Origin of the sequence: Streptomyces seoulensis (genome assembly GCF_004328625.1) — a bacterium.
In the GTDB taxonomy this organism is placed as follows: Bacteria; Actinomycetota; Actinomycetes; order Streptomycetales; family Streptomycetaceae; genus Streptomyces; species Streptomyces seoulensis.
On record NZ_CP032229.1, the window covers coordinates 3,837,295 to 3,862,923 of the forward strand.

Sequence of the window (25,629 nt, forward strand, 5' to 3'; positions counted from 1 at the left end):
CGGGCCCGTCGCACGCAGTAAGGGGAAATGCGGGCTCCGTACAGGCGGTGCCCAGGCGAGGGAGGCATCCATGAGCCTGGAGGAACTGATCGCGCAGGCCGACGCGCGGGGGCTGGCCGCGAGCGGGCTGGCTTGTTCGGATCGGTGCGTGTCCCTGCTCGTCGAGGACGACGAGTTGCTGCGGCCGTTGTGGGCGCATCTCGTGGACGGCTCGGACTGGTCCGAGAGCCTGGAGAAGGTGCGGGCGGCGGTGGGGGCGGTGGAGCCGGGCTCCGAGGCGGCCGGGGTGGCGCGGGAGATGCTGCTGTCGGCTCCGGCCGAGCGCGAGGGGGAGGCGCTGCGCGAGTGGGCCGAGGCGTGCTCGTCGGCCTCGCTGCGGGTGCACCGGCTGCTGGACCCCGCTCCTGGCTCCGCCGAGGACGCGCTGCCGCTGGTCGCGGCCGAGCTGGGGCGGCAGACGGTCGTCCTCCAACTCCTCGCCGAGCACGGCCCGCAGGGGCTGCGGCGGGCGCTGGACGTGTCGGGGGAGGGGCGCCGGGTGCTGCGCGCGGTGGTGTCGCGGAGGGCGCGTGCGCGGGCTTAAACCTCGACCCGGGGTGGGTTCTGTGTCCGTCCTGTCGGCGGGTTGGGGTGGTCCTGCGGTGGTTGGCGGAAGGGCGCCGAAATCCTGCAACGCGCGGCCGGTCAGGACCGCTGACCCCTATGTGACTACCCAGTACGCAACAACGCAGACGGACTACCGCCCCGCCGCCGCGGCACGCCCCGCGCGGTGGGCCGCGGACACGGTCGCCACCATGCGCGAGGGCGCCCGCCTCCGCCTCGACTACTCGGTCCAGAGCCTCTGGCGCCTGGACCGCGTCATCGAGGAACTCCGCCACGACCACCCCCCGTACGAGGCCGTCGCCCACGTCCTGCGCGGCTTCGGCGCGTACGCCGGCGAGGTCATCGCCCGCGAGACGGGCGCGGAATGGCACGCCACCGCCAGCACCCACTGGCTCCGCACCCCCGACGGCCGCCTCTGGGACCCGGTCTCGAAGGCCCGCCAGGCTTTCACCGGGGAGGGCTCCCTGCGGGGGCTGTACCGGGAGGCGACGGGGGAGCGCTGAGCAGGTGTAACGTGGTCGGTTACGACGGAGAAGGGCCGGCCGGGCTGATGAGTGCCAACAGCAGGATGAGTATCGCCGTGCACGTGCTGGTGTGGATGGCGCTGGACCGGCTCGACGAGGAGACGGTCGCGACGTCTCAGCGCATCGCCGAGAGCGTCAACACCAACCCCGTCGTGATCCGCCGCTGTCTGATGGAACTCCGCGAGGCCGGCATCGTCGACGGCAAGCGGGGCGCCAAGGCCGGCTGGACCCTGGCCCGCGAACCCGAGGCGATCACGTTGCGGGACGTGTACGGCGCGGTCGAGGGCAACGGGCTGTTCGCCCTGCACCGCACTCCGCCCAACGAAGCCTGCCCCGTCGGCTTCGGCATCCGGCCGGCGCTCGACTCCGTGTACGCCCGCCTGGACGACGCGGTACGGGACGAACTCGCCGCGATCTCGGTCGCGGACGTCCTCCGCGACGTCCAGGCGGAGCGGCGCCCCGCCGGCTGACCCCCGTCAGACCTGCCGCTGACCCCCGTCGACGAACAGCTCGACACCGGTGACGAACGTGCTCTGGTCGCTCGCGAGGAACAGCGCCACGTCCGCGACCTCCTCCGGCCGCCCCATGCGGCCCAGCGGAACCTGGCTCACGAAGCCCTCCCGCATCTTCGCGGCCGTCTCCGCGTCGGGCGCGAGGCCCGCGATCCCCGGGGTGTCGGTGGGCCCCGGAGCCAGCGTGTTGACACGGATCGCCCGGCCGCTCAGTTCGTTCGCCCAGGTACGGGAGAAGGAGCGGATGGCGGCCTTGGTGGCGGCGTAGACCCCGAACGCCTCCTCCCCGCGCGCCGTGCTCCCGGTGACGATCACCGAGGCGCCGTCGTTCAGCAGCGGAAGCGCCTTCTGGACGGTGAACACCGTGCCCTTGACGTTGATCCCGAAGGTCGAGTCGAAGTGCTCCTCCGTCAGGTCCTCCAGGGTGGCGAACTCCCCGCCGCCGGCGTTGGCGAACAGCACGTCGATGCGACGGCCGCTCTCCGCCACCGCCTCGTACAGGCGGTCGATGTCCGCCAGGTCCGAGACGTCGCCCCGGACCCCCGTGACGTTCTTGCCGATCTCGGCCACCGCGGCGTCGAGCGCCTCCTGGCGGCGGCCGGTGATGAAGACGTGCGCGCCCTCGTCGGCGAACCGCTTGGCGGTGGCCAGGCCGATCCCACTGTTGCCGCCGGTGACGACGGCTGTCTTTCCTTCGAGCTTTCCCACCGGAGCCTCCATTCGCCGCGGGCCGGCAGCGACACCGGCGCCTTGATGTAACAACTTACATTACATCCATACGTGAGGGTCGTGGCGGACGCCGGCCGCGCGGCCGGTCACTCCTCGATGAAGGCGAGGATCTCCGGGTTGAGGACGTCCGGGTGGACGGAGAGCATCCCGTGCGGCCAGCCCTCGTAGCTCTTGAGCGTCGCGTTCTTCAGCAGCTCGGCGGACTTCGGCGCGGAGTCCTCGTACGGCACCACCTGGTCGTCGGTTCCGTGCAGGACGAGCACGGGGGCGTCGATGCTTTCGAGGTCCTCGGTGAAGTCGGTCTCGGAGAACGCCTTGATGCATTCGTAGTGCGCGTTCGCCGCGCCCCTCATCCCCTGCCACCACCAGCGGTCGATGAGCCCCTGCGACACCTCGGCGCCGGGCCGGTTGTAGCCGTAGAACGGCCCGGAGGGGACGTCGATGTAGAACTGCGCGCGGTTGGCGGCGAGCGCCTCGCGCAGCCCGTCGAAGACCTCGATGGGGGTGCCGTCGGGGTTGCTGTCCTTCTTGACCATGACCGGGGGCACCGCGTTGGAGATGACCGCCTTGGACACCCGGCCCGGCTTGGCCCGCGCCACGTAGTGGACCACCTCGCCGCCCCCGGTGGAGTGCCCGATGTGCACCGCGTCCTTCAGGTCCAGCGCGTCGGTCAGGGCGGCCACGTCCGCCGCGTAGGTGTCCATCTCGTGCCCGGTCGACGGCTGGCTGGAGCGGCCGTGGCCGCGGCGGTCGTGGGCGATGACGCGGTAACCCTGGGACAGGAAGTACAGCAACTGGTTGTCCCAGTCCTCGTGGCTCAGGGGCCAGCCGTGGTGGAAGACGAGCGGCTGGGCGTCCCGGGGGCCCCAGTCGACGTAGAAGATGCTGGTGCCGTCAGGCGTGGTCACCGTGCCCATGACGGATACCTCCGGGTGATCGTCTGCGTGGTCTCTTCCCGGGCCCGCTCCGCGCCGACGCAGACGGGCTCACCCCTCGCGCATGCCCCCCCCGGGAACCTGCCGCCCCGCCTCTGCCACGCTACGCGCGCGCCGGTAGGGCCGCATGTCAGCGCTCGCGGGCCCGAGCGGCGTCCGCCGGGCGTGCCAACTCGGCCTGTGCGGCCTGGCGCTTCGGCGCCGTAGGGCAGAGCAACGGCCGGGGCCGCCACCCCCCACAGGAGAGACCCCGGCCGTTGCGTGGGGCGGACCGCGGGCGGTCCGTCACGTTGTTCTGCGTCATGACTGCGTCATGTGTCACACCCCGGGCGTGTCACGAGTCAGTTGCATCTTCCACAGACGTGGACGAGCAGCGGTTTCAGGCCGTAACGTGCCTTTCGCGCCGACCGAGTGACGGGCGTAAAGGGAGTGCGGTGCAGGGGGACGACGCGGAGTTGACGGCCGCGGTGCGCGCGGCCCAGGCGGGGGACGAGACCGCGTTCCGTACGGTGTACCGCGCGGTGCATCCACGGCTGCTCGGCTATGTACGCACGCTGGTGGGCGACCTGGACGCCGAGGACGTCACGTCCGAGGCGTGGCTCCAGATCGCCCGCGACCTCGACCGGTTCAGCGGTGACGCCGACCGGTTCCGGGGCTGGGCGGCGCGGATAGCCCGCAACCGCGCCCTGGACCACATACGGATGCGCGGCCGCCGCCCCCTGATAGGCGGCGACGAGACCGAACTGACCGGCCGGGCGGCCGAGTCGGACACCGCCGGTGAGGCCATCGAGGCCCTGACCACCGACGGCGCCCTCTCCCTCATCGCCCGCCTCCCGCAGGACCAGGCCGAGGCCGTCGTGCTGCGCGTGGTGGTCGGGCTCGACGCCAAGACCGCCGCCGAGACGCTCGGCAAGCGCGCGGGCGCCGTCCGTACCGCCGCGCACCGGGGCCTGAAGCGGCTGGCCGAACTCCTCGGCACCGAACCGGAATCGACGGGAGGGCTCGACGCGCTCCCGCCCCAGCGAACGCCGCGCGGTGGCGCGGTGCGGTCCGCGAGTGTGACGCATACGCGTACGCGGACGCAGAAGGACATGTGATGGCCGACGAGCACGACAAGTGGCTGGACGGTGAGACGTCGGAACGTCTGCTGCGCGGCGAGCCGTTGGAAGCCGTCGACGCCGGCGCCCGCGTCCCCGCCGAACGGCTCGCCGGACTCCTCGGCACCCTCGCCGCCCAGGGTGACCCCGCGATCGGTGAACTCCCCGGTGAGAAGGCCGCGTTGGCCGCCTTCCGGGAGGCCCGCGTCACCGTCCCCGAGGCGAGCGCGTCGTACGGCCACGGCGACGCCGGCCTCGTCCGGATCGGCGGCCCCGCCCCCCGTACCCGTACCCGGCGCTCGCGCTGGGGCCGGCCCGTCCGGTTCGGGCTGGCCGCCGCGCTGGCCGCCGGCACGCTGGGCGGGGTCGCGGTGGCCGCGGGCAGCGGGGTGCTGCCCGGACCGTTCCGGCACGACACCCCCCGCCCCGGCGCCTCCGTCTCCGCCGCCGAGACCCCGGCCCGGCCCAGCGGCCCGGCGTCCCCGACCCCCTCTCCGGGTACCTCGGGCACCCCGGACGTCACGCCCCGCGCACCGGCGCCCGGCGCCTCGGACGGCAGGGCCGGGAGCACCGGCGAGGCGACCGGCAGTCCCTCGTCCGGTGAGCCCTCGCGCCGCCCCGGCGCCCGCTGGTGGGCCGCCACCACGGCCTGCCGCGACCTGCGGGAGGGCCGGGAGCCGGAGACCGGGAACCGGCGCACCCTGGAGGGCCTCGCGGGCGGTCCGGCCCGGGTCAAGGTGTACTGCCGGGCCCTGCTCGCCGCCACCGAGGTGAACGGCCGCACCCACGATCACCGGAGTCCGGGCGGCAAGCCCGACGAAGACAAGGGCGGAGGCCGCCACGACGACGGAGATCAGGGGGACGACGACGGCCGCACCCCCCGCCCGCGCCTCCACCTCAACCTTCCGTCGACCCGCCAGATCCCCTCTGACCTGCGGCTTTGTCACTTCCGAAAATTTGTTTCGGAAAGGTGTGACGTTTCTGGAGGCGACGGCGCAGTACTGAGTGAGCCGACTGGTCATCGGCCGTCGCACTGAGCCGGGGTTCCCCCCGTACCCCAAGGCTCGTGCATCGGCGCGGGCGGGACACGTTCCCCCGGTCCCGCCCGCGCCCCCACTCCACCGGGAGAGACCCCGCTCAGCGGTGGACGACCACCCGGTCCCCGTTGCGCACCTGCGCGAACAGCGACGCGATCGCCCCCTCGTCCCGCACGTTGACGCATCCGTGCGAACCACCCGCGTACCCGTGCGCCGCGAAGTCGTAGGAGTAGTGGATCGCCTGGCCGCCGCTGAAGAACATGGCGTACGGCATGGGGGAGTCGTAGAGCGTCGACACATGGTGCCGGGACTTCCAGTAGATGCTGAAGACACCCTCGCGGGTGGGGGTGTACTGCGAGCCGAAGCGGACCGAGACCGTGGTGAGCGTGCGGCCGTCGATCATCCAGCGCAGGGTGCGGCTGGTCTTGCTCACGCACAGCACCCGCCCGGTCAGACAGCGCGGGTCGGGCGGGGCGGCGGGCTGGCCGCCCATCAGATACAGCTCCCACTGACCCGGCCGGTGCGTCATCGCCAGCAGCCGCCGCCAGGTGACGTTGTCCACGCGGCCGGTACGGGGCAGTCCGCGCTTGCCCTGGAAGCCGCCGACCGCCTGCTCGGTGAGGTCGTCGTACTCCCCGGTCGGCCCGTCGTTCAGCCACTGCACCTGCCGGAGGCGGGCCTGTAGCTCCCGCACGCCGCTTCCGGTGTCCCCGCGCGAGAACAGGGTCGCCCGAGTCGTGGTGTGCGGCTTGGCCGACGGCGTGTCGAAGTGGACCGGGTACTGCGGCTTCCCGTCGGCCCCCTCGGGCGGCGGCTTGCACCCTCCGAGCGCCACGGCGAGGGCGGCGGCCGAGGCGAACAGGGCGACGGTTCTCCCCGGAGTCCTCATGCCGGGGATGCTTCCCCCACGCGCCCGCCGCCGAACAACGCCGAGGCCACCCTGGGCGAGGTCTGCGGCACACCGCGCTCGGTGCGGGGGACGTATCAGTCACCGGACGCCCGCTGGACCACTGGTGGCCGCGTGCGACACTCGCTCCCATGTTCGGTGTCATCGATCTCCCCGCCTACCTGGCCGGGCTGCTGCTCATCATTCTGCTTCCGGGTCCCAACTCGCTGTACGTGCTGTCGGTGGCGGCGCGGAAGGGGGTCAGGCCGGGGTATACGGCGGCCGCCGGGGTGTGGTGCGGGGACACCGTGCTGATGACGTTGTCCGCGGCCGGGGTGGCCTCGCTGCTCCAGGCCAACGCGGTGCTGTTCAGGATCGTGAAGTACGCGGGGGCCGGCTATCTGACCTGGCTGGCGATCGGGATGCTGCGGGCCGCCTGGCAGATGTGGCGGACCCGGCGGGCGCCGGTGGTGGCGGAGGCCGCCGCCGAGGAAGGGCCGGTGGCCGAGCGGCCGTTCCGGCGGGCGCTGGTGGTCAGCCTGTTCAACCCGAAGGCGATCCTGTTCTTCGTGGCCTTCTTCGTCCAGTTCGTGGACCCGGCCTACGCCTACCCCGCGCTGTCCTTCGTCGTCCTCGGCGCCTTCGCCCAGGCCGCGAGCTTCCTCTACCTCACCGCACTGATCTTCAGCGGCACCAGGCTGGCCGCCGCGTTCCGCCGCCGCAGGCGGCTCTCGGCGACGGCCACCTCGGCGGCCGGGGTGCTCTTCCTCGGCTTCGCGGTGAAGCTGTCGCTGGCGGCCGGTTAGGCCAGGCCGACGCCGGCGAGGTAGGCGTCGAGCCCCTCGGCCGAGTCGCCCGCCCAGCCGACGTAGCCGTCCGGGCGGACCAGGAAGACGCCGGGGCCGTACGAGGGCGCGGCCGGCAGGGAGCGGACGCCGGGGAGTTCGGCGCCCAGGAGGGTCCAGTGCGGGCCCCGGAAGGCGTCGAAGAGGCGGACGCCGTCCACCGTGCCGTCGGGGGCGCGGTCGCCCGCGCGCGGCTCCGCCGGTTCCGGCCGGGTGTCCTCGCTGAGGGACGACTCCCGGTAGCCCAGACCGAGTTGGACCGTGGCCTTCCCCCGCTGGACCTCGCCCCGGTGCACCCCTGTGGAGAGGTCCAGCATGGCGGCGGCGTTGGCGCGGCGCTCCTCCTCGTAGGTGTCGAGCAGGGCGTCCGGGGCGCCGTCCCGCAGCACCGCGCCCAGCTTCCAGCCCAGGTTGTAGGCGTCCTGGACGCTGGTGTTCAGCCCCTGCCCGCCCGCCGGGGAGTGCACGTGGGCCGCGTCCCCGGCGAGGAACACCCGGCCCGCCCGGAACCGGTCGGCGAGCGCCGCGCGCGGCCGGAACTCCGAGGCCCAGCGCACCTCGGTGAGGTCGGCGGGGTCGAGATGCGTCCCCGCGCCGACCAGCTTGCGCAGGCCCTCCAGGGAGAGGTCGGGCGTCTCGCCCTCGGGTAGCCGCGCGGCCAGCTGGAAGTCCTCCGTACCGGCCAGCGGGCACAGCATCAGGCCGGTGCCGTCCTCGCCGGGGAAGGCGTGCCAGTACTCCCGGTCGAGACCGCGCACCCGGACGTCCGCGACCAGGAACGGGCTCGGGTCCACGCTCTCCCCGGTCATGCCGACGCCCACCGCGCGCCGGACCGCCGAGCGGCCGCCGTCGGCCGCGACCAGGTACCGGGCGCGGACCGTCGCGCCGTCCGCGAAGCGCGCGGTCACGCCCTCGGGGTCCTGGTCGAGGCCGGTCAGCTCGCGGCCGAAGGCGACGCGGCCGCCCAGCTCGGTCAGCCGGTCGTGCAGCACCTCCTGGGTGCGCCACTGGGCGACCATCAGCGGTTCGGTGTACGGGGCGCCCTCGGTGGCCTCCACCGGCTCGAACATCGGCCGTACGCCGAGCTGTTGGCCATCCCGCCAGATCATCCGGGGCGGGTACGGGCCACCGGCCGCGCGCATCGCGTCCAGCACGCCGAGGTCGTCGAAGACCTCCTGGGTGCGCGGCTGGACGCCCTTGCCGCGCGAGCCGGGGAACAGCGTTTCCGCCCGCTCCACCACCAGCGCCGCCACCCCGCGCCGGGCGAGGTCCACCCCGAGGGTCAGCCCGGTCGGACCGGCCCCCGCCACCAGCACATCCACATCCAGAGGGGCATTCATGGCAGATCTCCTTAACGCCGTTAAGTGCCGTTGCCCATGAGCGTCCCCTTAACGTTGTTAAGCTGTCAAGCGTGAGTACGGAACGACGCGCCCCCCTGGACCGCCGCAAGGTCGCCGACACCGCGCTGCGGCTGCTGAACGAGACCGGCCTGGACGGGCTGACCCTGCGCGCCATCGCCCGCGAGCTGGACGTCAAGGCACCCGCGCTGTACTGGCACTTCAAGGACAAGCAGGCGCTGCTCGACGAGATGGCGACCGAGATGTACCGCCGGATGATCTCCGGCGCCGTGCTCGACCCCGCCGACACCTGGCAGCAGCGACTGCTGGCGGCCTGCCGGGGCCTGCGTACCGCGCTCACCGGCTACCGCGACGGCGCCAAGGTCTTCAGCGGCTCCCGCTTCACCGGCACCGAGCACGCCCCGGCGATGGAGTCCCACCTGCGCGTCTTCACCGGCGCGGGCTTCACCCTGGCCCAGGCCGTGCAGGCGATGCGCACGGCGAACCTGTACACCATCGGCTTCGTCACCGAGGAACAGGGCGTACGCCCGCTGCCCGGCGAGCGGCGCGAGGGGTACGACGTGGCGGAACGGGCGCGCCGGCTGGCCGAGTTCCCGCTCGCGGCCGAGGTGGGGAAGCTGCTCTTCGACGGCTACGACGAGCAGTTCGAGGACGGCCTGAAGCTGATCGTCGCCGGGATCGAGGCCGCGTACGGCATCCGCTGAGGTCAGCTCTTGAGCGCCCGGCGCAGCCGGGGCCCCAGTGGCTTCTCCACGAACCGGTGCAGCAGCCACGCCAGCACCAGCATCCCCGCCACCGTCAGCCCCAGCGTCGGCCAGGCGCCGAGCCCCAGCCCCCGGTGCAGCACCCGTACCGCGAACCAGCCCAGATGCTCGTGGACCAGATAGAAGGGGTACGTCAGCGCGCCCGCCGTCACCAGCCACGGCCAGGACGCCCACCGGGTCCAGCCGAGCGCGACGGCCGCCACCGAGGCGAAGGCCAGCGTGACCACGGCGACGATCACCACCGGGTGCCGGGTGAAGTCACCGTGCGCCCCCGGATGCCACAGCCCCCGCACGGCCGCGCTCTGCCCGAGCAGCCAGGACATCGCCACCAGCCCCCACAGCAGCGGGCTGCTGCCGAAGCGGTGGACCAGGTACAGCGCGAGTCCGCCGACGAAGAACGGCGCGTACTCCGGCATGACGAGGGCGTCGGTGAGGGCGTTGCCCGCGGTGGTGGAGATCGCGGCGGCCAGCGTCCAGACGCAGGCGAACAGCACCACGCGCCGGTAGGTCGCCCCGCGCCACACCACGAACAGGGCGAACAGGGCGTAGAACCGGACCTCCACCCAGAGCGTCCAGCAGACGCCGAGTATCCGGTGGGCGCCCATCGGCTGCTGGAGCATGGTCAGGTTGACCAGGAACTCGTCCGCCCGCACCGGGTGCACCACCACCGGCAGCACGAAGGCCGCCCCGGTGACCAGCACCAGCGCCACCCAGTACGCGGGGTACAGCCGGGCCACCCGGGAGCGGAAGAAGTCGCCCAGGGTGCGGCCCCAGCCGCTCATGCAGATCACGAAACCGCTGATCACGAAGAAGAACTGCACGCCCAGACAGCCGTAGGGGGTGATCTGGGAGAGCCGGGGGAAGATCTCGGACGGGCTCTGGTGCCAGGACTCCGATATCGTCCCGCCGCGCCCGGTGTAGTGGTACATGCACACCATCAGCGCGGCCACGAGCCGGAGCCCGTCCAGAGCGAGCAGCCGCCCCCGCGCCCCGGTGGCGACCGGCTGGGAGAGGCCGGCGGGCGGGGCCATCGGCGAGGTGGCGGTCATCTGCACGGTCCTTGGCATCGAGTCGGTCGGTCGGAGGGGGGCGGTTCAGCCGCGCGCGGTCCGGCGCAGACCGCGCGCCCGGCGGGCCACCCGGCGGACGGTGGCGTTGCGCGGGATGAACGCGAGCTGCGCGGGAACCCCGCCGGGCAGCCCCAGCACGGTCAGCCGGCGGCGCTTGAAGTAGCGCAGGGTGGCCGGGTCCAGGTGCCGGGCGAGGAAGCCCTCCACCTCGGCGCGCAGCCGGGGCAGGATCTTCGGCTGCATGGCGAAGCCCACCGCCCTTACCAGTTCGCCCAGTTCGACGACCTCCATGCCGCGCCGCCCCTCGGTGACGGCCGCCCGGTCGCCCAGCTCCGGCAGCAGCGCGTCGACCACGGTGACCGGCACCCGGTTGCTGTTCTCGTACGGCGCGAGCCGCTCCAGCAGGGTGCCGGTGCCGACCCGCGCGACGGGCAGGCCGTACAGCGTGGCGGCGGTCAGCAGGGCGGTGGAGAAGCAGCCGACGACCAGGGCCGGGCGCATCCGCTGGTACAGCACCTCGGCCAGCACCGGGGTGTCCAGCACCGTGAGGTCCGCCCCGAGCCGCTCCGCCTCCTCCTCCAGGGTGCGGGCGTAGCGGGCCGGTGCGGTGGGGTGCGGCTTGAACACCACGCGGGTGTGGCCCAGTCGCACCGCGCCGCGCAGCATCCGGACGTGCAGCGCCTCCTCCTCGTCCGGAGTGAGGATGTCCAGCGCGGAGAGGTACTGGCCCAGCAGCAGCGCGGGTTCCTCGATCGCGGGCAACTCGTCCCCGGTGGAGGCGAGTTCCGCCAGCACCTTGGGGAAGGCGGGGCTCGGCACGATCTCGGCCGGGACCCCGAACTCGGTGAGCAGCAGCGGCTCCAGACCCGGTACGAGGTCCAGGTGGAGCAGCCGGTCCACCCGGGTGCCGACCAGCGGGTCGATCTTGTTGCGGGTGGGGCCGTAGCTCATCAGGCCGTCGGCGTAGACCGTGACCGGGGCCCCGGTGAAGATCTGCGTGAGCGCCAGCGACGGGTTGACCTGGATGGACTCCACCGCCAACTCAACCGGTTCGTCACCCAGTTGCCACTCGTGGCGGAAGTACCGCTGCCACAGCGGCATGTCGTCCACCCGGGGCAGCCAGCCGCCGGGGTGGAAGGGGTGGATGGTCTCGTTGTAGGAGAGCACGTCGTCGAACCGGTCGCGCAGCCGCTCGAAGCCGGGCATCTCGTCCAGCGGGGGCGTGGTCTCCGGGGTCGCCGCGTTGTTGCAGACCAGCAGCACGCGCCGGTCGGCGGGGGCGAAGCAGCCGGAGTCGAGGGCGGCGGCCAGCGTGGCCACGCCGTACAGCGTGGACGCCTGGAAGATCTGGGTGGTCACGCGGCGGCCCCGGCGGGGGAGGGGCGGCGGCGCAGCCGGCGCAGGCGGGTGGCGCGGGCGAGGTCCATCGAGTCCAGCGCCTCGTTCAGCACGTCCTGCGGCATGCGCCGGAGGGCGGCCGCGCTCAGGGATTTCAGTTTTCTCGCCACCGGGGGCTCGAACCTTTCGATGCTTCCCAGATGGTGGGAAATGATCGCGCAATAGGTGCGCACGGCCTTCGGCAGCAGTTCGCCCGCGTTCCGGTCGGCGGCCGTCTCCGCTATGACCTGGTCGAACGCGCGCAGGAAATCGAGCTGACGGACATCGCCGATCTGGGTCAGCGAGGAGGCGACCCCGCGCCGGTAGAAGACGCCGAGCAGTCCCACCACGGCGAACGACTCCGCCTCGCGGTGCAGCCGCCAGATCCACGGCCGGTCCTCCGCCGTGCGCAGCCCGTCCGTGAAGTGCAGCAGTCCCTTCTCCGCGAGCCGCCGGTGGTAGATCCCGGCCCAGGCGTACGCGTAGTCCACCGACGTCGACCGGTCCGCGGGCAGGATGGCCGCCCTCGGGTCCATGACGACCCCGCGCCGGCCGTGCGGCACCCGGTGCACGGACCGGGCCCGCGCGGTGCACTGGACATGGTCGGTGCGCAGGAAGTCGCACCCCAACTCGTCCATGTGCGCGACCAGTCGGTCGTAGTAACCGGGGGCGAGCCAGTCGTCGCCGTCGAGGAACGTCAGGTACTCGCCGCGCGCCCGGTCCAGACCGGTGTTGCGGGCCGTCGCCAGACCGCCGTTGCGCTCGTGCCGGACGACGACGGCGCCCGGCAGTTCGCGTTCGGCGCGCTCGAGGATGCCCGGTGTCCCGTCGCGGGAACAGTCGTCCACGAGAATGAACTCGTAATCGTCCCGCGCGTTCGCACGAAGACTCCTCAATGTGTCCGGCGCGTATTGCTGCACGTTGTAGAACGGCACGATGACCGAGAGCTTGACCACGCCGAGGACGTTAGGGCGGGGCCCGGCATTCAGGTCGACGCTCGAATTGATACCGGGTGAACGACGCGTGGCGAAGCCGTGAACCGGGTTTCCCCCAGGGCCGATCGGGCCCCGAATCCCCATTCGTCGATGTGCTGTTAACCGTTTGTTGAGTTCGGGTTGGGCCGGGGCTACGAATCGCTTCCTAGCGTCCTCGGTGTGCCAGCCAGTGCAACGAAGTCCCCGCGGATCGCCGTCCTCGCCGATTCCGACACCCGGTGGAAGTGGGGCGCGCTCACCGCGCGCCGTATCGCTCCCGCCGACGCCGGAGTCCGTCTCGACGGCTACCTCCTGCGGGGCCGGGCCACCCCGACACCCCGCCAGCTCGCGGAGACCGGCGCCGCCGCCGACTCGCTCCGCGAGGTCACCGGTGCGGAGTTCCTGCGCGCCATGACGGGGGAGTCCTACGACATCCTGGTCCTCGCGCTGGTCGGCGGCGGGGTGCAGGCCATGCTGCACGGCCTGAAGCACGCCTGGGGCACCGGCCCGCGCCCGGTGGTCGTCACCGGTTACGTCGGTGTCGTCTACGAGAAGCTCGCCGACGGCCTGCTGCTGAGGCACGGCGCCGACCTCGTCCTCGCCAACTCGGCCCAGGACGCGGACCGGTTCCGCGCGGTGTACGAGGGGGTCGGGGCGGACACCGGCGCGGTCACCGAGGTCGCGCTGCCGTTCCTCGGCGGCGAGGCGTACACGGGTGAACGGGCGCCCTGCACGGTGACGTTCGCCGCGCAGCCCTCCGTACCGGAGAACCGCAAGGACCGGACCTACCTGCTGGACCGGCTCATCGCCCACGCCCGGCTCCACCCCGAGCGCGAGGTGCTGCTCAAGCTGCGCTCCAAGCCCGGCGAACACACCACGCACATCGAGGAGCTGCCGTACCAGAAGCTGGTCCGGGGGAGAGAGCTGCCGGCCAACTTCCGGCTGGTGTACGGGCACATGGGCGAGGTGCTGGACCGGACCGACCTGCTGGTCACCGTCAGCTCCACAGCGGCCCTGGAGTCCCTGCACCGGCGCATTCCGACGGCCGTGCTGACCGACCTCGGGGTGCGGGAGGCGTTGGGCAACCACCACTTCCTGGGCTCCGGGTGCCTCACCTCCTGGGACCGGCTGGACGCCGGGCACCGGCCTGAGGCCGCCCCGGAGTGGCTGGCCCGGCAGGGGGTCGGCGCAGACGGCTCGTACGCGGGCGCCTTCGACGTGGCCCGCGACCGGATCGCCGCCCTGCTGGAGCGGTCCGGGGCGCTGCCGCCGCTGGAGCCCTACTACACACCCGAGACCGCGCCCGGCTATCTGCCCGGCGTCCTCGCCCGCCACCACCTCGGCCCCGACGGCGCCCCGCTGCCCGGCAGCCCCGCCACCCGCGCGGAGGCCGGACCCGTCCGGCAGATCGTGCGCCGGGCCGCCCGGGGCGCGTACCGGCACGGCGTCCAGCGGGTCGCCCCGGTGATCCGGCGGATGGGCGAGCTGTGAACACCGCACCTTATTCCTCTCAAGGAGCTGACCCCATGACCCACTGGCCCGCCGATCCGGGCGACCCGCCGCGCCGGGTGCTCGCCGTGATCCCGGCGCGCGGCGGCTCCAAGGGGGTGCCCGCCAAGAACCTCGCCCCCGTGGGCGGCGTCCCGCTGGTGGCCCGCGCGGTGCGCGCCTGCCTGGCCGCCCCCGCCGTCACCGACGTGGTCGTCTCCACCGACGACGCGGCCGTGGCCGCCGAGGCCCGCGCGGCCGGCGCCGAGGTCGTCACCCGGCCCGCCGCCATCGCCGGGGACACCGCCACCTCCGAGGCCGCCGTCCTGCACGCCCTGGACACCTTCGAGGAGCGCACCGGGGCAGCCGTCGGCGTGGTGCTGCTCGTGCAGTGCACCAGCCCCTTCCTGCTCGCCGAGGAGGTCGACCGGGTCGCCGGGGCGGTCGTCCGGGACGGCGCCGACACCGCCGTCACCGTCGCCCCCTTCCACGGCTTCGTCTGGCGCGACGACAACCCCGACCAGCCGGGTGGCTTCGGCGTCAACCACGACAAGGCCGTACGCCCCCGCCGCCAGGACCGCCCGCAGGACCTGCTGGAGACCGGCGCCGCCTACGCGATGGACGTCACCGGCTTCCGCGCCCACGGCCACCGCTTCTTCGGCCGCACCGAGCTGGTCCGCACCGACCCGGCCCGCGTGCTGGAGATCGACGACCCGCACGACCTGGCCCGCGCCCGCGCGCTCGCCCCGCTGCTCGACACCGTCCCGGCGGGCGCGCTGCCCACCCGTGACGACGTCGACGCCGTGATCCTCGACTTCGACGGCACCCAGACCGACGACCGGGTGCTGATCGACACCGACGGACGGGAGTTCGTCTCCGTGCACCGGGGCGACGGGCTCGGCATCGCCGCGCTGCGCCGCGCCGGGATGCCGGTGCTGATCCTGTCCACCGAGCAGAACCCCGTCGTCGCCGCCCGCGCCCGCAAGCTCCGGCTGCCGGTGCTGCACGGCATCGACCGCAAGGACCTCGCCCTCAAGCAGTGGTGCGAGGAGCAGGGCATCGCCCCCGAGCGGGTGCTCTACGCCGGCAACGACGTCAACGACCTGCCCTGCCTCGCCCTCGTCGGCTGGCCCGTCGCGGTCGCCGACGCCCATGACGCCGTACGCGGGGCCGCCCGAGCCGTCACCACCGTCCCCGGTGGCTACGGCGCGATCCGCGAGATCGCGGGCTGGCTCCTCGGCCCCTCCCTCGACACCTTCCCCACCTCCCCCAGCAAGTAAGGAAACACCCTGATGAGCAGCAACTCCCGCCTCCGCAGCTTCGGTTCTCGCGAGGCCGGCCCCGGCCGCCCGGTCTACGTCACCGGCGAGATCGGCATCAACCACAACGGTGAGCTGGAGAACGCCTTCAAGCTGATCGACGCCGCCGCCGAGGCCGGCTGCGACGCCGTGAAGTTCCAGAAGCGCACCCCGGAGATCTGCACCCCGCGCGACCAGTGGGACATCGAGCGCGACACCCCCTGGGGCCGGATGACCTACATCGACTACCGCCACCGCGTGGAGTTCGGCGAGGACGAGTACCGCCAGATCGACGAGTACTGCAAGGAGAAGGGGATCGACTGGTTCGCCTCCCCGTGGGACACCGAGGCCGTCGCCTTCCTGGAGAAGTTCGACGTGCCCGCCCACAAGGTGGCCTCCGCCTCCCTCACCGACGACGAGCTGCTGCGCGCCCTGCGCGCCACCGGCCGCACGGTGATCCTCTCCACCGGCATGTCCACCCCGAAGCAGATCCGCCACGCGGTCGAGGTGCTCGGCTCGGAGAACATCCTGCTCTGCCACGCCACCTCCACCTACCCGGCCAAGGCCGAGGAGCTGAACCTCCGCGTGATCAACACGCTGGAGAAGGAGTTCCCGAACGTCCCGATCGGCTACTCCGGCCACGAGACGGGCCTGCAGACCACGCTGGCCGCCGTCGCGCTCGGCGCGGTCTTCGTCGAGCGTCACATCACCCTGGACCGCGCCATGTGGGGCTCCGACCAGGCCGCCTCCGTCGAGCCGCAGGGCCTGATCCGCCTGGTCCGCGACATCCGCGCCATCGAGGCGTCCCTCGGCGACGGCGTCAAGAAGGTCTACGACTCCGAGCTGGGCCCGATGAAGAAGCTGCGCCGGGTCTCCGGCGTGGTCGCCGAGGCCGAGATCGCCGCCGCCGCGGGCGAGCCGGTCACGGTCTGACCCCTTCCTCGCCCGACCGCACAACGACGGGACGGTCACCACCCGCCATGAGCCCTCGCGCCGGACACCCCGGCCCCGCTGCCCGCACGCTCGCCTTCGTGGAGAGCCCGGTGCAACTGCTGAACGTACTGGAGTGGGCCCACGCGGGCGGGGTGCCCGCGCGCGAGGGGGCCGGGGCGGAGCTGACCCTCGTCGTGCTCGCCCCCACCGACCCCATGACCCGGGGCCAGCTGCGCCGCATGGCCGACCTCGCCCGGGACGAGGGGTACGAGGTGCGCTGGGAGGAGGCGCGGGGTGGCGCGAGTGCCCCGTTCCACACCGTCGGCGCGCTGGCCGGAGCGCTGAGGAGGGCCGGCCGGATCGTCATGGGCGACCCCTTCTCCCGCTACGTGCAGCTCCTGCTCACCATCACCCGGGCGCCCGAGCTGGTCGTGGTGGACGACGGCACCGCCACCATGGAGTTCGTCGCCCAGCTGGCCCGGGGCGAGCGCCTGGTGCGCTGGCACCGCAAGGGCGGCCCGCCCGGACCCCGGGACCTGCTCTTCGCCCCGGTCTCCGCCACCGCCCGGCGCCGGCTCACCCCGAGCGGCGGCCGGCGGGTGGAGGTCTTCTCCGCGATGCCGGTGACCGAGACCCCGGAAGGTGTCACGGTCACCGCCAACGAGTTCGCCTGGACCCGCGCCCGCTTCGGCCCGCCGCGCGTGACGAGGACCGCCGACCTGGTCGGCACCTCCCTGGTGGAGACCGGCGTGGTCGACGCCGACCGCTATGTCGCGGCCGTACAGTCCCTGGCCAAGGCGCACGGCGCCACCCGGTACTTCGCCCACCGCCGCGAGAGCACCCCCAAGCTGCACCGGCTGGCCACCGAGACCGGCCTGGAGGTCGTCCGCCCCGACCTCCCCCTGGAGCTGATCGCCCGCCGGGGCCCGATCGGCAGCACCGTGCTGAGCTTCCCCTCCACGGTCGTCCACACCCTCCCCCTCGCCCTCAAGGGCACCGGCGTCCGGGTGGCGGTCTGCGACATAGACCCCGCCTGGCTCACCGCCCACGCCTCCCCGCGCGCGCAAGGCTTCCTGTCCGGGGTGACGGGCACGGCCCGCGACACCCACCGGCTGACGACGGTGGTGCCGGGGACCTGAGGGCTCAGTTCCTCCGCGCCAGTACGAACCCCCGCGCCCGCGCCTCCTCGCCCTCCGGCTCGCGGACCACGGACGCGACCAGGGTCAGGCCCGCCTCCGTGAGGCCGGAGGCGATCGCGGCCGGGGAGCGCATCCAGTAGTCCAGGTCGATCTCGTGGCCGAAGCGTTCCGTCAGGTGCAGGTGGTCGGCCTCCCCGGTCTGGAAGGCCAGCAGGACGGGGGCGCCGGGGCGCAGTGTGCGGTGGAACTCGGCGAAGGCGCGGGGGAGCGCGTCGTCCGGGACGTGGATCGTGGAGTAGAGGGCCAGGATGCCGCCGAGGGTGGCGTCCGGGAGGTCCAGCGCGGTCATCGACCCGATGTGGAAGCGCAGGTGCGGATGGGCCTCGCGGGCCAGGGTCACCATCGCGGGGGAGAGGTCCACCCCGAACACCGGCACGCCCAGACCGTCCAGCAGCGCCGTGACGAACCCCGGCCCGCTGCCCAGGTCGGCCACCGGGGCCGGGCCGTGCTCCCTGGCCAGCTCGGCGAAAGCGCTGATCAGGGAGCGGTCCAGAGGGTGGGAGAGGCCCGAGGGGAACCGCTCGGCGTACTCCTTGGCGATCGCGTCGTAGGACGAGCGGGTGGTACGCAGGAAGCGCGCGGTGCTGTCGGTCACGCCGCCGCACCCTACCGGCGCCGCTCGGCCGCACGGGTCCGGTCCCTGGACAAACCGAGCGCCGGGGCGGCGAGCGTGGTATCCGTGGAGGGAGAAAGAAAGGTTTTACCCAACCCAGTCCACCGCCAAGCGTCCGCCGGTCAAGTTTTCCACCCCCCAACGGGCTGAACTTTTGTTGATCGAGGGTCAGTTGACCGTCCGGGCGTCCTACCCTTCAGAGGGTGAACCGATTGATGACCCGAGAGACCGTGGCCGAACTCCCCGGTGCTGTGCTCCCCGGCGCGCTCAGCGAGTCACTGCACGCCGAGCTCGTAGCCTTCCGCCGCGACCTGCACATGCACCCCGAGCTGGGCAACCAGGAGTTCCGCACCACCGCCGCCATCAAGGAGCGGCTGGAGCGGGCCGGGCTCAAGCCCCGCGTCCTGGTCACCGGAACCGGGCTCATCTGCGACATCGGGCACACCGAGGGCGAGCGCTCCGGCGTACCGCTGCTGGCCCTGCGGGCCGACATCGACGCGCTGCCCATCCCGGACACCAAGGACTGCGCGTACCGGTCCACCGTGCCCGACCGCGCCCACGCCTGCGGCCACGACGTGCACACCACCATCGTGCTCGGCGCCGGCCTGGTCCTCGCCGCGCTGCACGCGCAGGGCCTGCTGTCCCGCCCGGTGCGGCTGATCTTCCAGCCCGCCGAGGAGCAGCTCCCCGGCGGCGCCCTGACCGCCATCGCCGACGGCGCGCTCGAAGGCGTCGGCCGCATCCTGGCCCTGCACTGCGACCCCAAGGTGGAGTGCGGCCGGATCGGCCTGCGGCACGGCCCGATCACCAGCGCCTGCGACCGCCTCGACGTGGCGCTGGACGGCCCCGGCGGCCACACCGCCCGGCCGCACCTGACCACCGACCTGGTCACCGCCGCCGCCCGCGTCGCCACCGACGTGCCCGCGCTGATCGCCCGCCGCGTCGACACCCGCAGCGGACTCGCCCTGACCTGGGGCCGTATCGAGTCGGGCCACGCGCCCAACGTCATCCCGCAGCACGCCGAACTCTCCGGTACCGTCCGCTGCCTGGACCTGGACGCCTGGCGGGACGCGCCCGACATCGTGCACGCCGCCATCGACGAGGTCGCCACCCTGCACGGCGCCAAGTCGGAGATCACCTACGTGCGTGGGGTGCCCCCGGTGGTCAACGACCGGGAGACCGCCGAGCTGCTGCGCCGCGCGATGGTCGCCCGCCGCGGGCTGGACTCGGTGGAGAGCACCGAGCAGAGCCTCGGCGGCGAGGACTTCTCCTGGTACCTGGAGCACGTCCCCGGCGCCATGGCCCGCCTCGGCGTCCGCCGCCCCGGCGAGCGGACCGTACGCGATCTGCACCAGGGCGACTTCGACGCCGACGAGAACGCGATCACGGTCGGGGTGGAACTGTTCACCGCGGCCGCCCTGATGGAGTCGCCCGGGGTGTGACCGGCACCCCGCAGCACCCGGTACGGCCCCCGCGCGGCACGCGGGGGCCGTTCGCGCAACACATCCGCAGGCCATTCGTATCCGCCCCGAAACACGGCGGCCCGAGGGGCGGCAGATCGAGTTCAAGTGCCGTTTGCCTCGGTTCGATAACGGCTGCCCGAGAGGTGTTTTTCTGACATCTACGCGCGTTACGATGCCGCGAAGCCGACGCCGACGGGGCGTCTCGGCCGGGGCGTCGTCAGACGCTCCCACCAAGCGCCATGGTGGCGCTCAGGTCAGGTGAAGGAGCCTTCCCGTGCGCCGGGTAGCCAAGCTTTCCGCTGCGTGTATAGCCACCGCAGCTCTCGCCCTTTCTGCCACGGCCTGTGGCAGCACCTCCTCCGAGAACGACAAGTCGTCCGGTTCGTCCGGTGACGGCAAGGGTGTCAAGATCGGTCTCGCCTTCGACGTCGGCGGCCGTGGTGACCACTCCTTCAACGACTCCGCCGCGCGCGGCACCGACAAGGCTTCCAAGGAGTTCGGCGGCTCGGTCAAGGACCTGACCGCCAAGTCCAGCGACACCGAGGCCGACCGCGAGCAGCGCCTGTCCGACCTCGCCGACGCGGGCTACAACCCGATCGTCGCCGTCGGTTACGCCTACGCCACCTCCGTGGACAAGGTCGCCGCGAAGTACCCGAAGACCAGCTTCGGCATCGTCGACTCGGTCGTGAAGGCCAAGAACGCCGACAGCATCACCTTCACCGAGGAGCAGGGCTCGTACCTGGCCGGTGTCGCCGCGGCGCTGAAGACCAAGACCAAGCACGTCGGCTTCATCGGCGGCGTCGACGTCCCGCTGATCAAGAAGTTCCAGGCGGGCTACGTCCAGGGCGTCAAGGACACCAACCCGAAGATCAAGGTCGCCGTCCAGTACCTGAGCCACGGCTCGGACACCTCCGGCTTCGCCAGCCCCGACAAGGGCAAGGAAGCCGCGCAGGGCATGCTGGACAACGGTGCCGACATCGTCTACTCGGCGGCCGGCTCCTCCGGCAACGGCGCCATCGAGGCCGTCAACGGCAAGAAGGGCGCCTGGGCGATCGGCGTCGACTCGGACCAGTACAACATCCCGGGTCTGGCCAAGTACAAGAGCTCGATCCTGACCTCGGTCGTCAAGAACGTCGACGTCGGTGTCTACGACTTCATCAAGTCCGTCCACGACGGCAAGCCGCTGACCGGCAACAACGTCTACTCCCTGGCCAAGAACGGCGTTTCGCTGGCCACGAGCGGCGGCTTCATCAACGACATCCAGCCCAAGCTGGACGCCGCGAAGAAGAAGATCGTCGACGGCTCCGTCAAGGTCAAGACCACCCCGTGATCTGACCGGTCCTCAAGGACCACGGCTCGGCGTGGGGGCGCCTCCAAAGCGCCTCCCGCCGGGCCATAACAATGTGTCAACTCTACGCGTGTAGTACCGAGTTGCCGCGCTAGCGTCGCCGACGCCTGCCCTCCCTCCCCAACGCAGCCCCTTTCCCCGAGGAGAGTGCGCCATCAACGCGTCCAGCCCTCCCGCTGCCGTCGAACTGCGCGGCATCACCAAGCGTTTCCCCGGCGTCGTCGCCAACCGCGACATCGACATCACGGTCCGCACCGGCACGGTTCATGCCCTGTGCGGTGAGAACGGCGCCGGCAAGTCCACCCTGATGAAGATCCTCTACGGCATGCAGCAGCCGGACGAGGGCACCATCACCGTGGCCGGCGAACAGGTCGTCCTGCACAACCCCGGTGACGCCATCGCGCGCGGCATCGGCATGGTGCACCAGCACTTCATGCTCGCCGACAACCTCACCGTCCTGGAGAACGTCGTCCTCGGCGCCGAGAAGCTGTACGGCATCGGAGGCAAGGCGCGCGTCAAGATCAAGGAGATCTCCGACGCGTACGGCCTGAACGTCCGCCCCGACGTCCTGGTCGAGGCGCTGGGCGTCGCCGACCGCCAGCGCGTGGAGATCCTCAAGGTCCTCTACCGGGGCGCCAAGACCCTGATCCTGGACGAGCCGACGGCCGTCCTCGTGCCCCAGGAGGTCGAGGCCCTCTTCGACAACCTGCGGGAGCTGAAGGCCGAGGGCCTGACCGTCATCTTCATCTCGCACAAGCTGGGCGAGGTGCTGTCGGTCGCCGACGAGATCACCGTCATCCGGCGCGGCACCACCGTCGGCACCGCCGAGCCGAGCACCACCACGCCCCGGCAGCTCGCCGAGCTGATGGTCGGCAGCGAACTGCCCACGCCCGAGACCGAGGAGTCCACGGTCACGGACGTGCCCATGCTGGAGGTCTCCGGGCTGCACCTGGCCCAGAAGGACCTGGACGGCGTGGAGCGGATCATCCTCGGCGACGTCTCCCTCACCATCCACAAGGGCGAGGTCCTCGGCATCGCGGGCGTGGAGGGCAACGGCCAGTCCGAGCTGGTCGAGGCGATCATGGGCATGCGCATCCCGGACGCGGGCGTCGTGGTGCTCGACGGCGAGGACGTCTCCGCCGCGCCCACCCGCCGCCGCCGCGAGGCCGGCATCGGCTACGTCCCCGAGGACCGCCACCGCCACGGCCTGCTCCTGGAAGCGCCGCTGTGGGAGAACCGCATCCTCGGCCACGTCACCGAGCGCCCCAACTCCCGGCGCGGCCTGCTCGACCTGAAGGCCGCCCGCACGGACACCGAGCGGATCGTCGCCGACTACGACGTGCGCACGCCCGGCATCGACGTCACCGCGGCCTCGCTCTCCGGCGGCAACCAGCAGAAGCTGATCGTCGGCCGCGAGATGAGCCACAACCCCAAGCTGCTCATCGCCGCCCACCCCACCCGCGGTGTGGACGTCGGCGCGCAGGCGGCCATCTGGGACTACATCCGCGAGGCCCGCCGCGCGGGTCTGGCGGTGCTGCTGATCTCCGCCGACCTGGACGAGCTGATCGGCCTCTCCGACACCCTGCGGGTGATGTTCCGCGGCCGTCTGGTCGCCGACGCCGACCCCGCGACGATCACCCCCGAGGAGCTGGGCTCCGCCATGACCGGTGCCGCCTCCGGCCACCTGGAGCACACAGAGGACGCCGACCGATGAACAAGCTGACCTCACGGATCGACAAGGAGCGGCTGTTCCTCGGCATAGCCGCGCCGCTGCTCGCGATCGTCGCCGCGCTGCTGGTCACCACGCTGGTGATCCTCGCGACCGGCAAGAACCCGGGCGCCGCGTTCAGCGACATGGCGACCTACGGCTTCGCCAGCGACAGCCAGGTCTACATCCTGAACAAGGCGACGACGTACTACCTCGCGGGCGTCGCGGTGGCCATCGGCTTCCGGATGAACCTGTTCAACATCGGTGTCGACGGCCAGTACCGCCTCGCCGCGTTCGTGGCCGCCGCCGTCGGCGGCGTGCTCACCGTGCCGGGCTGGCTCGCCGTCCCGGTGATCATCCTGTGCGCCATGGGCACCGGCGCCCTGTGGGCGGCCATCGCGGGCGTCCTCAAGGTGACCCGGGGCGTCAGCGAGGTCATCGCGACCATCATGCTGAACTCGATCGCGACCGCGATCATCGGCTACCTCCTCCAGCCGGGCAAGCTCGGCCAGCTCGACGACGGCGGCACCCTGGTCTCCACCAAGCCGCTGCCCTCCTCGTCCTTCCTGCCGAACATCGACACGGGCCCGGCCGGCGTCCTCGACAGCCTCATCGTGCTCGCCGTGGTCGTCGGGGTGGCGTACTGGTTCATCCTGGGCCGCACCCGCTTCGGCTACGACCTGCGCACGGTGGGCCAGTCCGAGTCGGCCGCCGCCGCGAGCGGTGTCAGCGTCAAGAAGATGATCGCCACCAGCATGATCATCTCCGGTGCGGTGGCCGGTCTCATCGGCATGCCGACGCTGCTGAACGAGGGCCACCAGTACGACAACAGCTTCCCGGCGGGCATCGGCTTCACCGGCATCGCCATCGCGCTGCTGGGCCGTAACAACCCGGTGGGCATCGCGCTCGGCGCCCTGCTCTGGGGCTTCCTGGAGCGCACCACCAACCACCTGGAGTTCCAGGGCTACGACAAGGAGATCCTCGGCGTGATCCAGGGCGTCATCGTCCTGTGCGTCGTGATCGCCTACGAGGTCGTCCGCCGCTACGGCCTCAAGCGCCAGCAGCAGCGGGTCGGCGCCGAACTCGCCGCCCAGGCCGCCAAGCCGACCGAGATGCAGGAGGTGGCGTGATGACCGCCACGATGACGGACGCGCCGCCGCCCGCGGCGCCCAAGGCCCCGGGCAGCGCGGACAGGCGCACGGGCCGCTCCACCACCCGGATCTTCCTGGTCGTCGCCGGTGCCCTGCTGCTCATCGCCGTCGTGCGCCTGATCACCGGGGCCAACCAGCTCACCTCCGAGGGCCAGGTCAACGCCGCCCTCGGGCTCGCGGTGCCGATCGGCCTCGCCGGTCTGGCCGGTCTGTGGTCCGAGCGGGCCGGCGTGGTCAACATCGGCCTCGAAGGCATGATGATCCTCGGCACCTTCGGCGCGGGCTGGATCGGCTGGCAGTCCAGCCCCTGGCTCGGACTGCTGTGCGGCATCGGCTTCGGCGTCCTCGGCGGCCTCGTGCACGCGGTCGCCACGGTGACCTTCGGGGTCGACCACATCGTCTCCGGTGTGGCGATCAACCTGCTCGCGCTGGGCGCCACGCAGTACCTCGCCAAGCTCTTCTTCGCCGGCGGCAAGGCATCCGAGGCGGGCGGCAACCCCAAGCAGTCCCCGCCGGTCGACTCCCTCACCGACATCACCGTGCCCGGACTCTCCGGCGCGCTGCACTCGGTCGAGCAACACCACTGGTTCCTCATCTCCGACATCGCGGGCATTCTCGGCGGTATCGTCACCGACGTGTCCGTGGTGACGATCCTGGCCGCGCTGCTGTTCGCCGGAAGCTGGTGGGTGCTCTGGCGCACCCCGTTCGGCCTGCGACTGCGCTCCTGCGGCGAGAACCCGGTCGCCGCCGAGTCCCTCGGCGTCAACGTCTACCGCTACAAGTACGCCGCCGTCGCCATCTCCGGCGGTCTCGCCGGACTCGGCGGCGCCTTCCTCGCGCTGGTCACCTCGCACACCTACCTGGAGGGCCAGACCGGCGGCCGCGGCTACATCGGCCTCGCGGCGATGATCTTCGGCAACTGGCGGCCGGGCGGGCTGGCCATGGGCGCGGCCCTGTTCGGCTACTCCGACGCCCTCCAGCTCCGCAACGGCGGCGTCACCGTGCACGCGCTGCTGCTCCTGCTGGTCGTGCTGCTCGCCGCCCTCGCGGGCTGGAAGCTGTACCGCAAGGCCCTGTGGCAGGGCGTGGTCAGCGCGGTCATGGCCGTCCTGGTCCTGGCCTGGTACCTGTTCACCGACGAGGTCCCGAGCGACTTCGTGGGCGCCACGCCGTACGTCGTCACGCTGCTGGTGCTGTCGCTGTCCGCGCAGCGGCTGCGGATGCCGAAGGCGGACGGTATGCGGTACCGGAAGGGGCAGGGCAAGTGACCACCGCGTCCGGCTCGGCCGGCTCGTTCGACTGGGAGGCGCTGCGCGCCGAGGCCCGCGAGGCCATGGCCCACGCGTACGCCCCCTACTCGGGCTACCCGGTCGGCGTGGCGGCCCTGGTCGACGACGGCCGCACGGTCACCGGCTGCAACGTGGAGAACGCCTCGTACGGGCTCGGTCTGTGCGCCGAGTGCGGGCTCGTCTCGCACCTCCAGCGCACCGGCGGCGGCCGCCTGACACACTTCACCTGTGTGGACGGCACCGGCGCCCTCCTCGTGCCGTGCGGCCGCTGCCGCCAGCTCCTGTACGAGTTCGGCGGTCCCTCGCTGCTGCTGGACACCCCCGAGGGCGTCCTCCCGCTCTCCGAGATGCTTCCGCAGGCCTTCGGCCCGGACCATCTCACCAAGTAAGTCCGTGCGGCCCCTCTGCCCGCCTTTCGCGAGCAGGGG

25 protein-coding genes are annotated in these 25,629 nt (G+C 72.2%); 17 read left to right on the forward strand and 8 right to left on the reverse strand.

Features of this window, described 5'->3' with window-relative positions; translation table 11 throughout:
* Positions 1-70 precede the first annotated feature (70 nt).
* The 3 genes from D0Z67_RS18005 to D0Z67_RS18015 all read left to right on the forward strand — a co-directional run bounded on the left by D0Z67_RS18005 (position 71) and on the right by D0Z67_RS18015 (position 1,597).
* Positions 71-583, forward strand: a complete 513-nt coding sequence (locus tag D0Z67_RS18005; RefSeq protein WP_031180738.1) for a hypothetical protein — start codon at positions 71-73, stop codon at positions 581-583.
* Between the two features lie 121 nt (positions 584-704).
* Positions 705-1,106 (forward strand): DUF6278 family protein, encoded by a 402-nt coding sequence (locus D0Z67_RS18010; RefSeq protein WP_078873233.1) that lies wholly within the window; start codon positions 705-707, stop codon positions 1,104-1,106.
* A 47-nt stretch (positions 1,107-1,153) separates the two neighbouring features.
* Positions 1,154-1,597: an Rrf2 family transcriptional regulator gene (locus D0Z67_RS18015; RefSeq protein ID WP_031180736.1), complete on the forward strand. Its 444-nt coding sequence runs from the start codon at positions 1,154-1,156 to the stop codon at positions 1,595-1,597.
* 6 nt (positions 1,598-1,603) lie between these two features.
* Here D0Z67_RS18015 and D0Z67_RS18020 read toward each other — a convergent pair whose 3' ends face one another.
* Positions 1,604-2,347 carry a glucose 1-dehydrogenase gene (locus D0Z67_RS18020; protein WP_031180735.1) on the reverse strand — a complete coding sequence of 248 codons (744 nt, stop codon included), beginning with the start codon at positions 2,345-2,347 and terminating at the stop codon, positions 1,604-1,606.
* A 107-nt stretch (positions 2,348-2,454) separates the two neighbouring features.
* Positions 2,455-3,285, reverse strand: a complete 831-nt coding sequence (locus tag D0Z67_RS18025; protein ID WP_031180734.1) for an alpha/beta fold hydrolase — start codon at positions 3,283-3,285, stop codon at positions 2,455-2,457.
* A gap of 452 nt (positions 3,286-3,737) precedes the next feature.
* On the opposite strand from D0Z67_RS18025, the gene D0Z67_RS18030 reads away from it, so the two are divergent.
* Both D0Z67_RS18030 and D0Z67_RS18035 read left to right on the forward strand, forming a co-directional pair.
* Positions 3,738-4,400 carry an RNA polymerase sigma factor gene (locus tag D0Z67_RS18030; protein ID WP_031180733.1) on the forward strand — a complete coding sequence of 221 codons (663 nt, stop codon included), beginning with the start codon at positions 3,738-3,740 and terminating at the stop codon, positions 4,398-4,400.
* Entirely contained in the window at positions 4,400-5,437 is a 1,038-nt protein-coding gene (locus D0Z67_RS18035) for a hypothetical protein (protein WP_051887614.1), read from the forward strand. Before D0Z67_RS18030 ends, D0Z67_RS18035 begins: the two co-directional genes overlap by 1 nt.
* A 100-nt stretch (positions 5,438-5,537) precedes the next feature.
* Here D0Z67_RS18035 and D0Z67_RS18040 read toward each other — a convergent pair whose 3' ends face one another.
* Positions 5,538-6,326 carry a L,D-transpeptidase family protein gene (locus D0Z67_RS18040; protein ID WP_031180731.1) on the reverse strand — a complete coding sequence of 263 codons (789 nt, stop codon included), beginning with the start codon at positions 6,324-6,326 and terminating at the stop codon, positions 5,538-5,540.
* Between the two features lie 149 nt (positions 6,327-6,475).
* Here D0Z67_RS18040 and leuE point away from each other — a divergent pair, with 149 nt between their 5' ends.
* The gene (gene leuE, locus D0Z67_RS18045; RefSeq protein ID WP_031180730.1) at positions 6,476-7,129 is read left to right on the forward strand and encodes a leucine efflux protein LeuE; all 654 of its coding nucleotides are present in this window, start codon (positions 6,476-6,478) and stop codon (positions 7,127-7,129) included.
* Here leuE and D0Z67_RS18050 read toward each other — a convergent pair.
* Positions 7,126-8,508: an FAD-dependent monooxygenase gene (locus tag D0Z67_RS18050; RefSeq protein ID WP_031180729.1), complete on the reverse strand. Its 1,383-nt coding sequence runs from the start codon at positions 8,506-8,508 to the stop codon at positions 7,126-7,128. The genes leuE and D0Z67_RS18050 overlap by 4 nt on opposite strands.
* Positions 8,509-8,579: 71 nt before the next feature.
* On the opposite strand from D0Z67_RS18050, the gene D0Z67_RS18055 reads away from it, so the two are divergent.
* A complete protein-coding gene (locus D0Z67_RS18055) occupies positions 8,580-9,230 on the forward strand; it encodes a TetR/AcrR family transcriptional regulator C-terminal domain-containing protein (RefSeq protein WP_031180728.1) in 651 nt (216 codons plus the stop codon).
* 2 nt (positions 9,231-9,232) lie between these two features.
* On the opposite strand, the gene D0Z67_RS18060 is transcribed toward D0Z67_RS18055, so the two are convergent.
* From D0Z67_RS18060 to D0Z67_RS18070, 3 genes are read right to left on the reverse strand one after another with little or no spacing between them, the layout of a single operon-like run.
* Positions 9,233-10,339, reverse strand: a complete 1,107-nt coding sequence (locus D0Z67_RS18060) for an acyltransferase family protein (RefSeq protein WP_199812165.1) — start codon at positions 10,337-10,339, stop codon at positions 9,233-9,235.
* A gap of 45 nt (positions 10,340-10,384) precedes the next feature.
* Positions 10,385-11,719 (reverse strand): alpha-2,8-polysialyltransferase family protein, encoded by a 1,335-nt coding sequence (locus D0Z67_RS18065; RefSeq protein ID WP_031180726.1) that lies wholly within the window; start codon positions 11,717-11,719, stop codon positions 10,385-10,387.
* Positions 11,716-12,693, reverse strand: a complete 978-nt coding sequence (locus tag D0Z67_RS18070) for a glycosyltransferase family 2 protein (RefSeq protein ID WP_031180725.1) — start codon at positions 12,691-12,693, stop codon at positions 11,716-11,718. Before D0Z67_RS18070 ends, D0Z67_RS18065 begins: the two co-directional genes overlap by 4 nt.
* 198 nt (positions 12,694-12,891) lie before the next feature.
* Here D0Z67_RS18070 and D0Z67_RS18075 point away from each other — a divergent pair, with 198 nt between their 5' ends.
* The 4 genes from D0Z67_RS18075 to D0Z67_RS18090 are packed head-to-tail and all read left to right on the forward strand — an operon-like array spanning position 12,892 to position 17,569.
* The gene (locus D0Z67_RS18075; protein ID WP_031180724.1) at positions 12,892-14,202 is read left to right on the forward strand and encodes a DUF6716 putative glycosyltransferase; all 1,311 of its coding nucleotides are present in this window, start codon (positions 12,892-12,894) and stop codon (positions 14,200-14,202) included.
* Between the two features lie 35 nt (positions 14,203-14,237).
* Positions 14,238-15,479: an N-acylneuraminate cytidylyltransferase gene (locus tag D0Z67_RS18080; protein ID WP_031180723.1), complete on the forward strand. Its 1,242-nt coding sequence runs from the start codon at positions 14,238-14,240 to the stop codon at positions 15,477-15,479.
* A 12-nt stretch (positions 15,480-15,491) separates the two neighbouring features.
* A complete protein-coding gene (locus D0Z67_RS18085) occupies positions 15,492-16,430 on the forward strand; it encodes an N-acetylneuraminate synthase family protein (protein WP_031180722.1) in 939 nt (312 codons plus the stop codon).
* Between the two features lie 47 nt (positions 16,431-16,477).
* Positions 16,478-17,569, forward strand: a complete 1,092-nt coding sequence (locus D0Z67_RS18090) for a hypothetical protein (protein ID WP_031180721.1) — start codon at positions 16,478-16,480, stop codon at positions 17,567-17,569.
* A gap of 4 nt (positions 17,570-17,573) precedes the next feature.
* Here D0Z67_RS18090 and D0Z67_RS18095 read toward each other — a convergent pair whose 3' ends face one another.
* Positions 17,574-18,224 carry a class I SAM-dependent DNA methyltransferase gene (locus D0Z67_RS18095; protein ID WP_031180720.1) on the reverse strand — a complete coding sequence of 217 codons (651 nt, stop codon included), beginning with the start codon at positions 18,222-18,224 and terminating at the stop codon, positions 17,574-17,576.
* Positions 18,225-18,457: 233 nt separating this feature from the next.
* Between D0Z67_RS18095 and D0Z67_RS18100 the strand changes: the two genes are divergently transcribed.
* From D0Z67_RS18100 to D0Z67_RS18125, 6 genes are all read left to right on the forward strand, one after another.
* Positions 18,458-19,684, forward strand: a complete 1,227-nt coding sequence (locus tag D0Z67_RS18100; RefSeq protein ID WP_031180719.1) for a M20 family metallopeptidase — start codon at positions 18,458-18,460, stop codon at positions 19,682-19,684.
* A gap of 295 nt (positions 19,685-19,979) precedes the next feature.
* The gene (locus tag D0Z67_RS18105) at positions 19,980-21,035 is read left to right on the forward strand and encodes a BMP family lipoprotein (RefSeq protein WP_031180718.1); all 1,056 of its coding nucleotides are present in this window, start codon (positions 19,980-19,982) and stop codon (positions 21,033-21,035) included.
* Positions 21,036-21,240: 205 nt separating this feature from the next.
* Positions 21,241-22,767 (forward strand): ABC transporter ATP-binding protein, encoded by a 1,527-nt coding sequence (locus D0Z67_RS18110; protein WP_420824447.1) that lies wholly within the window; start codon positions 21,241-21,243, stop codon positions 22,765-22,767.
* Positions 22,764-23,891 (forward strand): ABC transporter permease, encoded by a 1,128-nt coding sequence (locus tag D0Z67_RS18115; RefSeq protein WP_031180716.1) that lies wholly within the window; start codon positions 22,764-22,766, stop codon positions 23,889-23,891. The genes D0Z67_RS18110 and D0Z67_RS18115 overlap by 4 nt, the downstream gene beginning before the upstream one ends.
* Positions 23,891-25,180: an ABC transporter permease gene (locus D0Z67_RS18120; RefSeq protein ID WP_031180715.1), complete on the forward strand. Its 1,290-nt coding sequence runs from the start codon at positions 23,891-23,893 to the stop codon at positions 25,178-25,180. Before D0Z67_RS18115 ends, D0Z67_RS18120 begins: the two co-directional genes overlap by 1 nt.
* Positions 25,177-25,590 carry a cytidine deaminase gene (locus tag D0Z67_RS18125; protein WP_031180714.1) on the forward strand — a complete coding sequence of 138 codons (414 nt, stop codon included), beginning with the start codon at positions 25,177-25,179 and terminating at the stop codon, positions 25,588-25,590. Before D0Z67_RS18120 ends, D0Z67_RS18125 begins: the two co-directional genes overlap by 4 nt.
* Positions 25,591-25,629 lie beyond the last annotated feature (39 nt).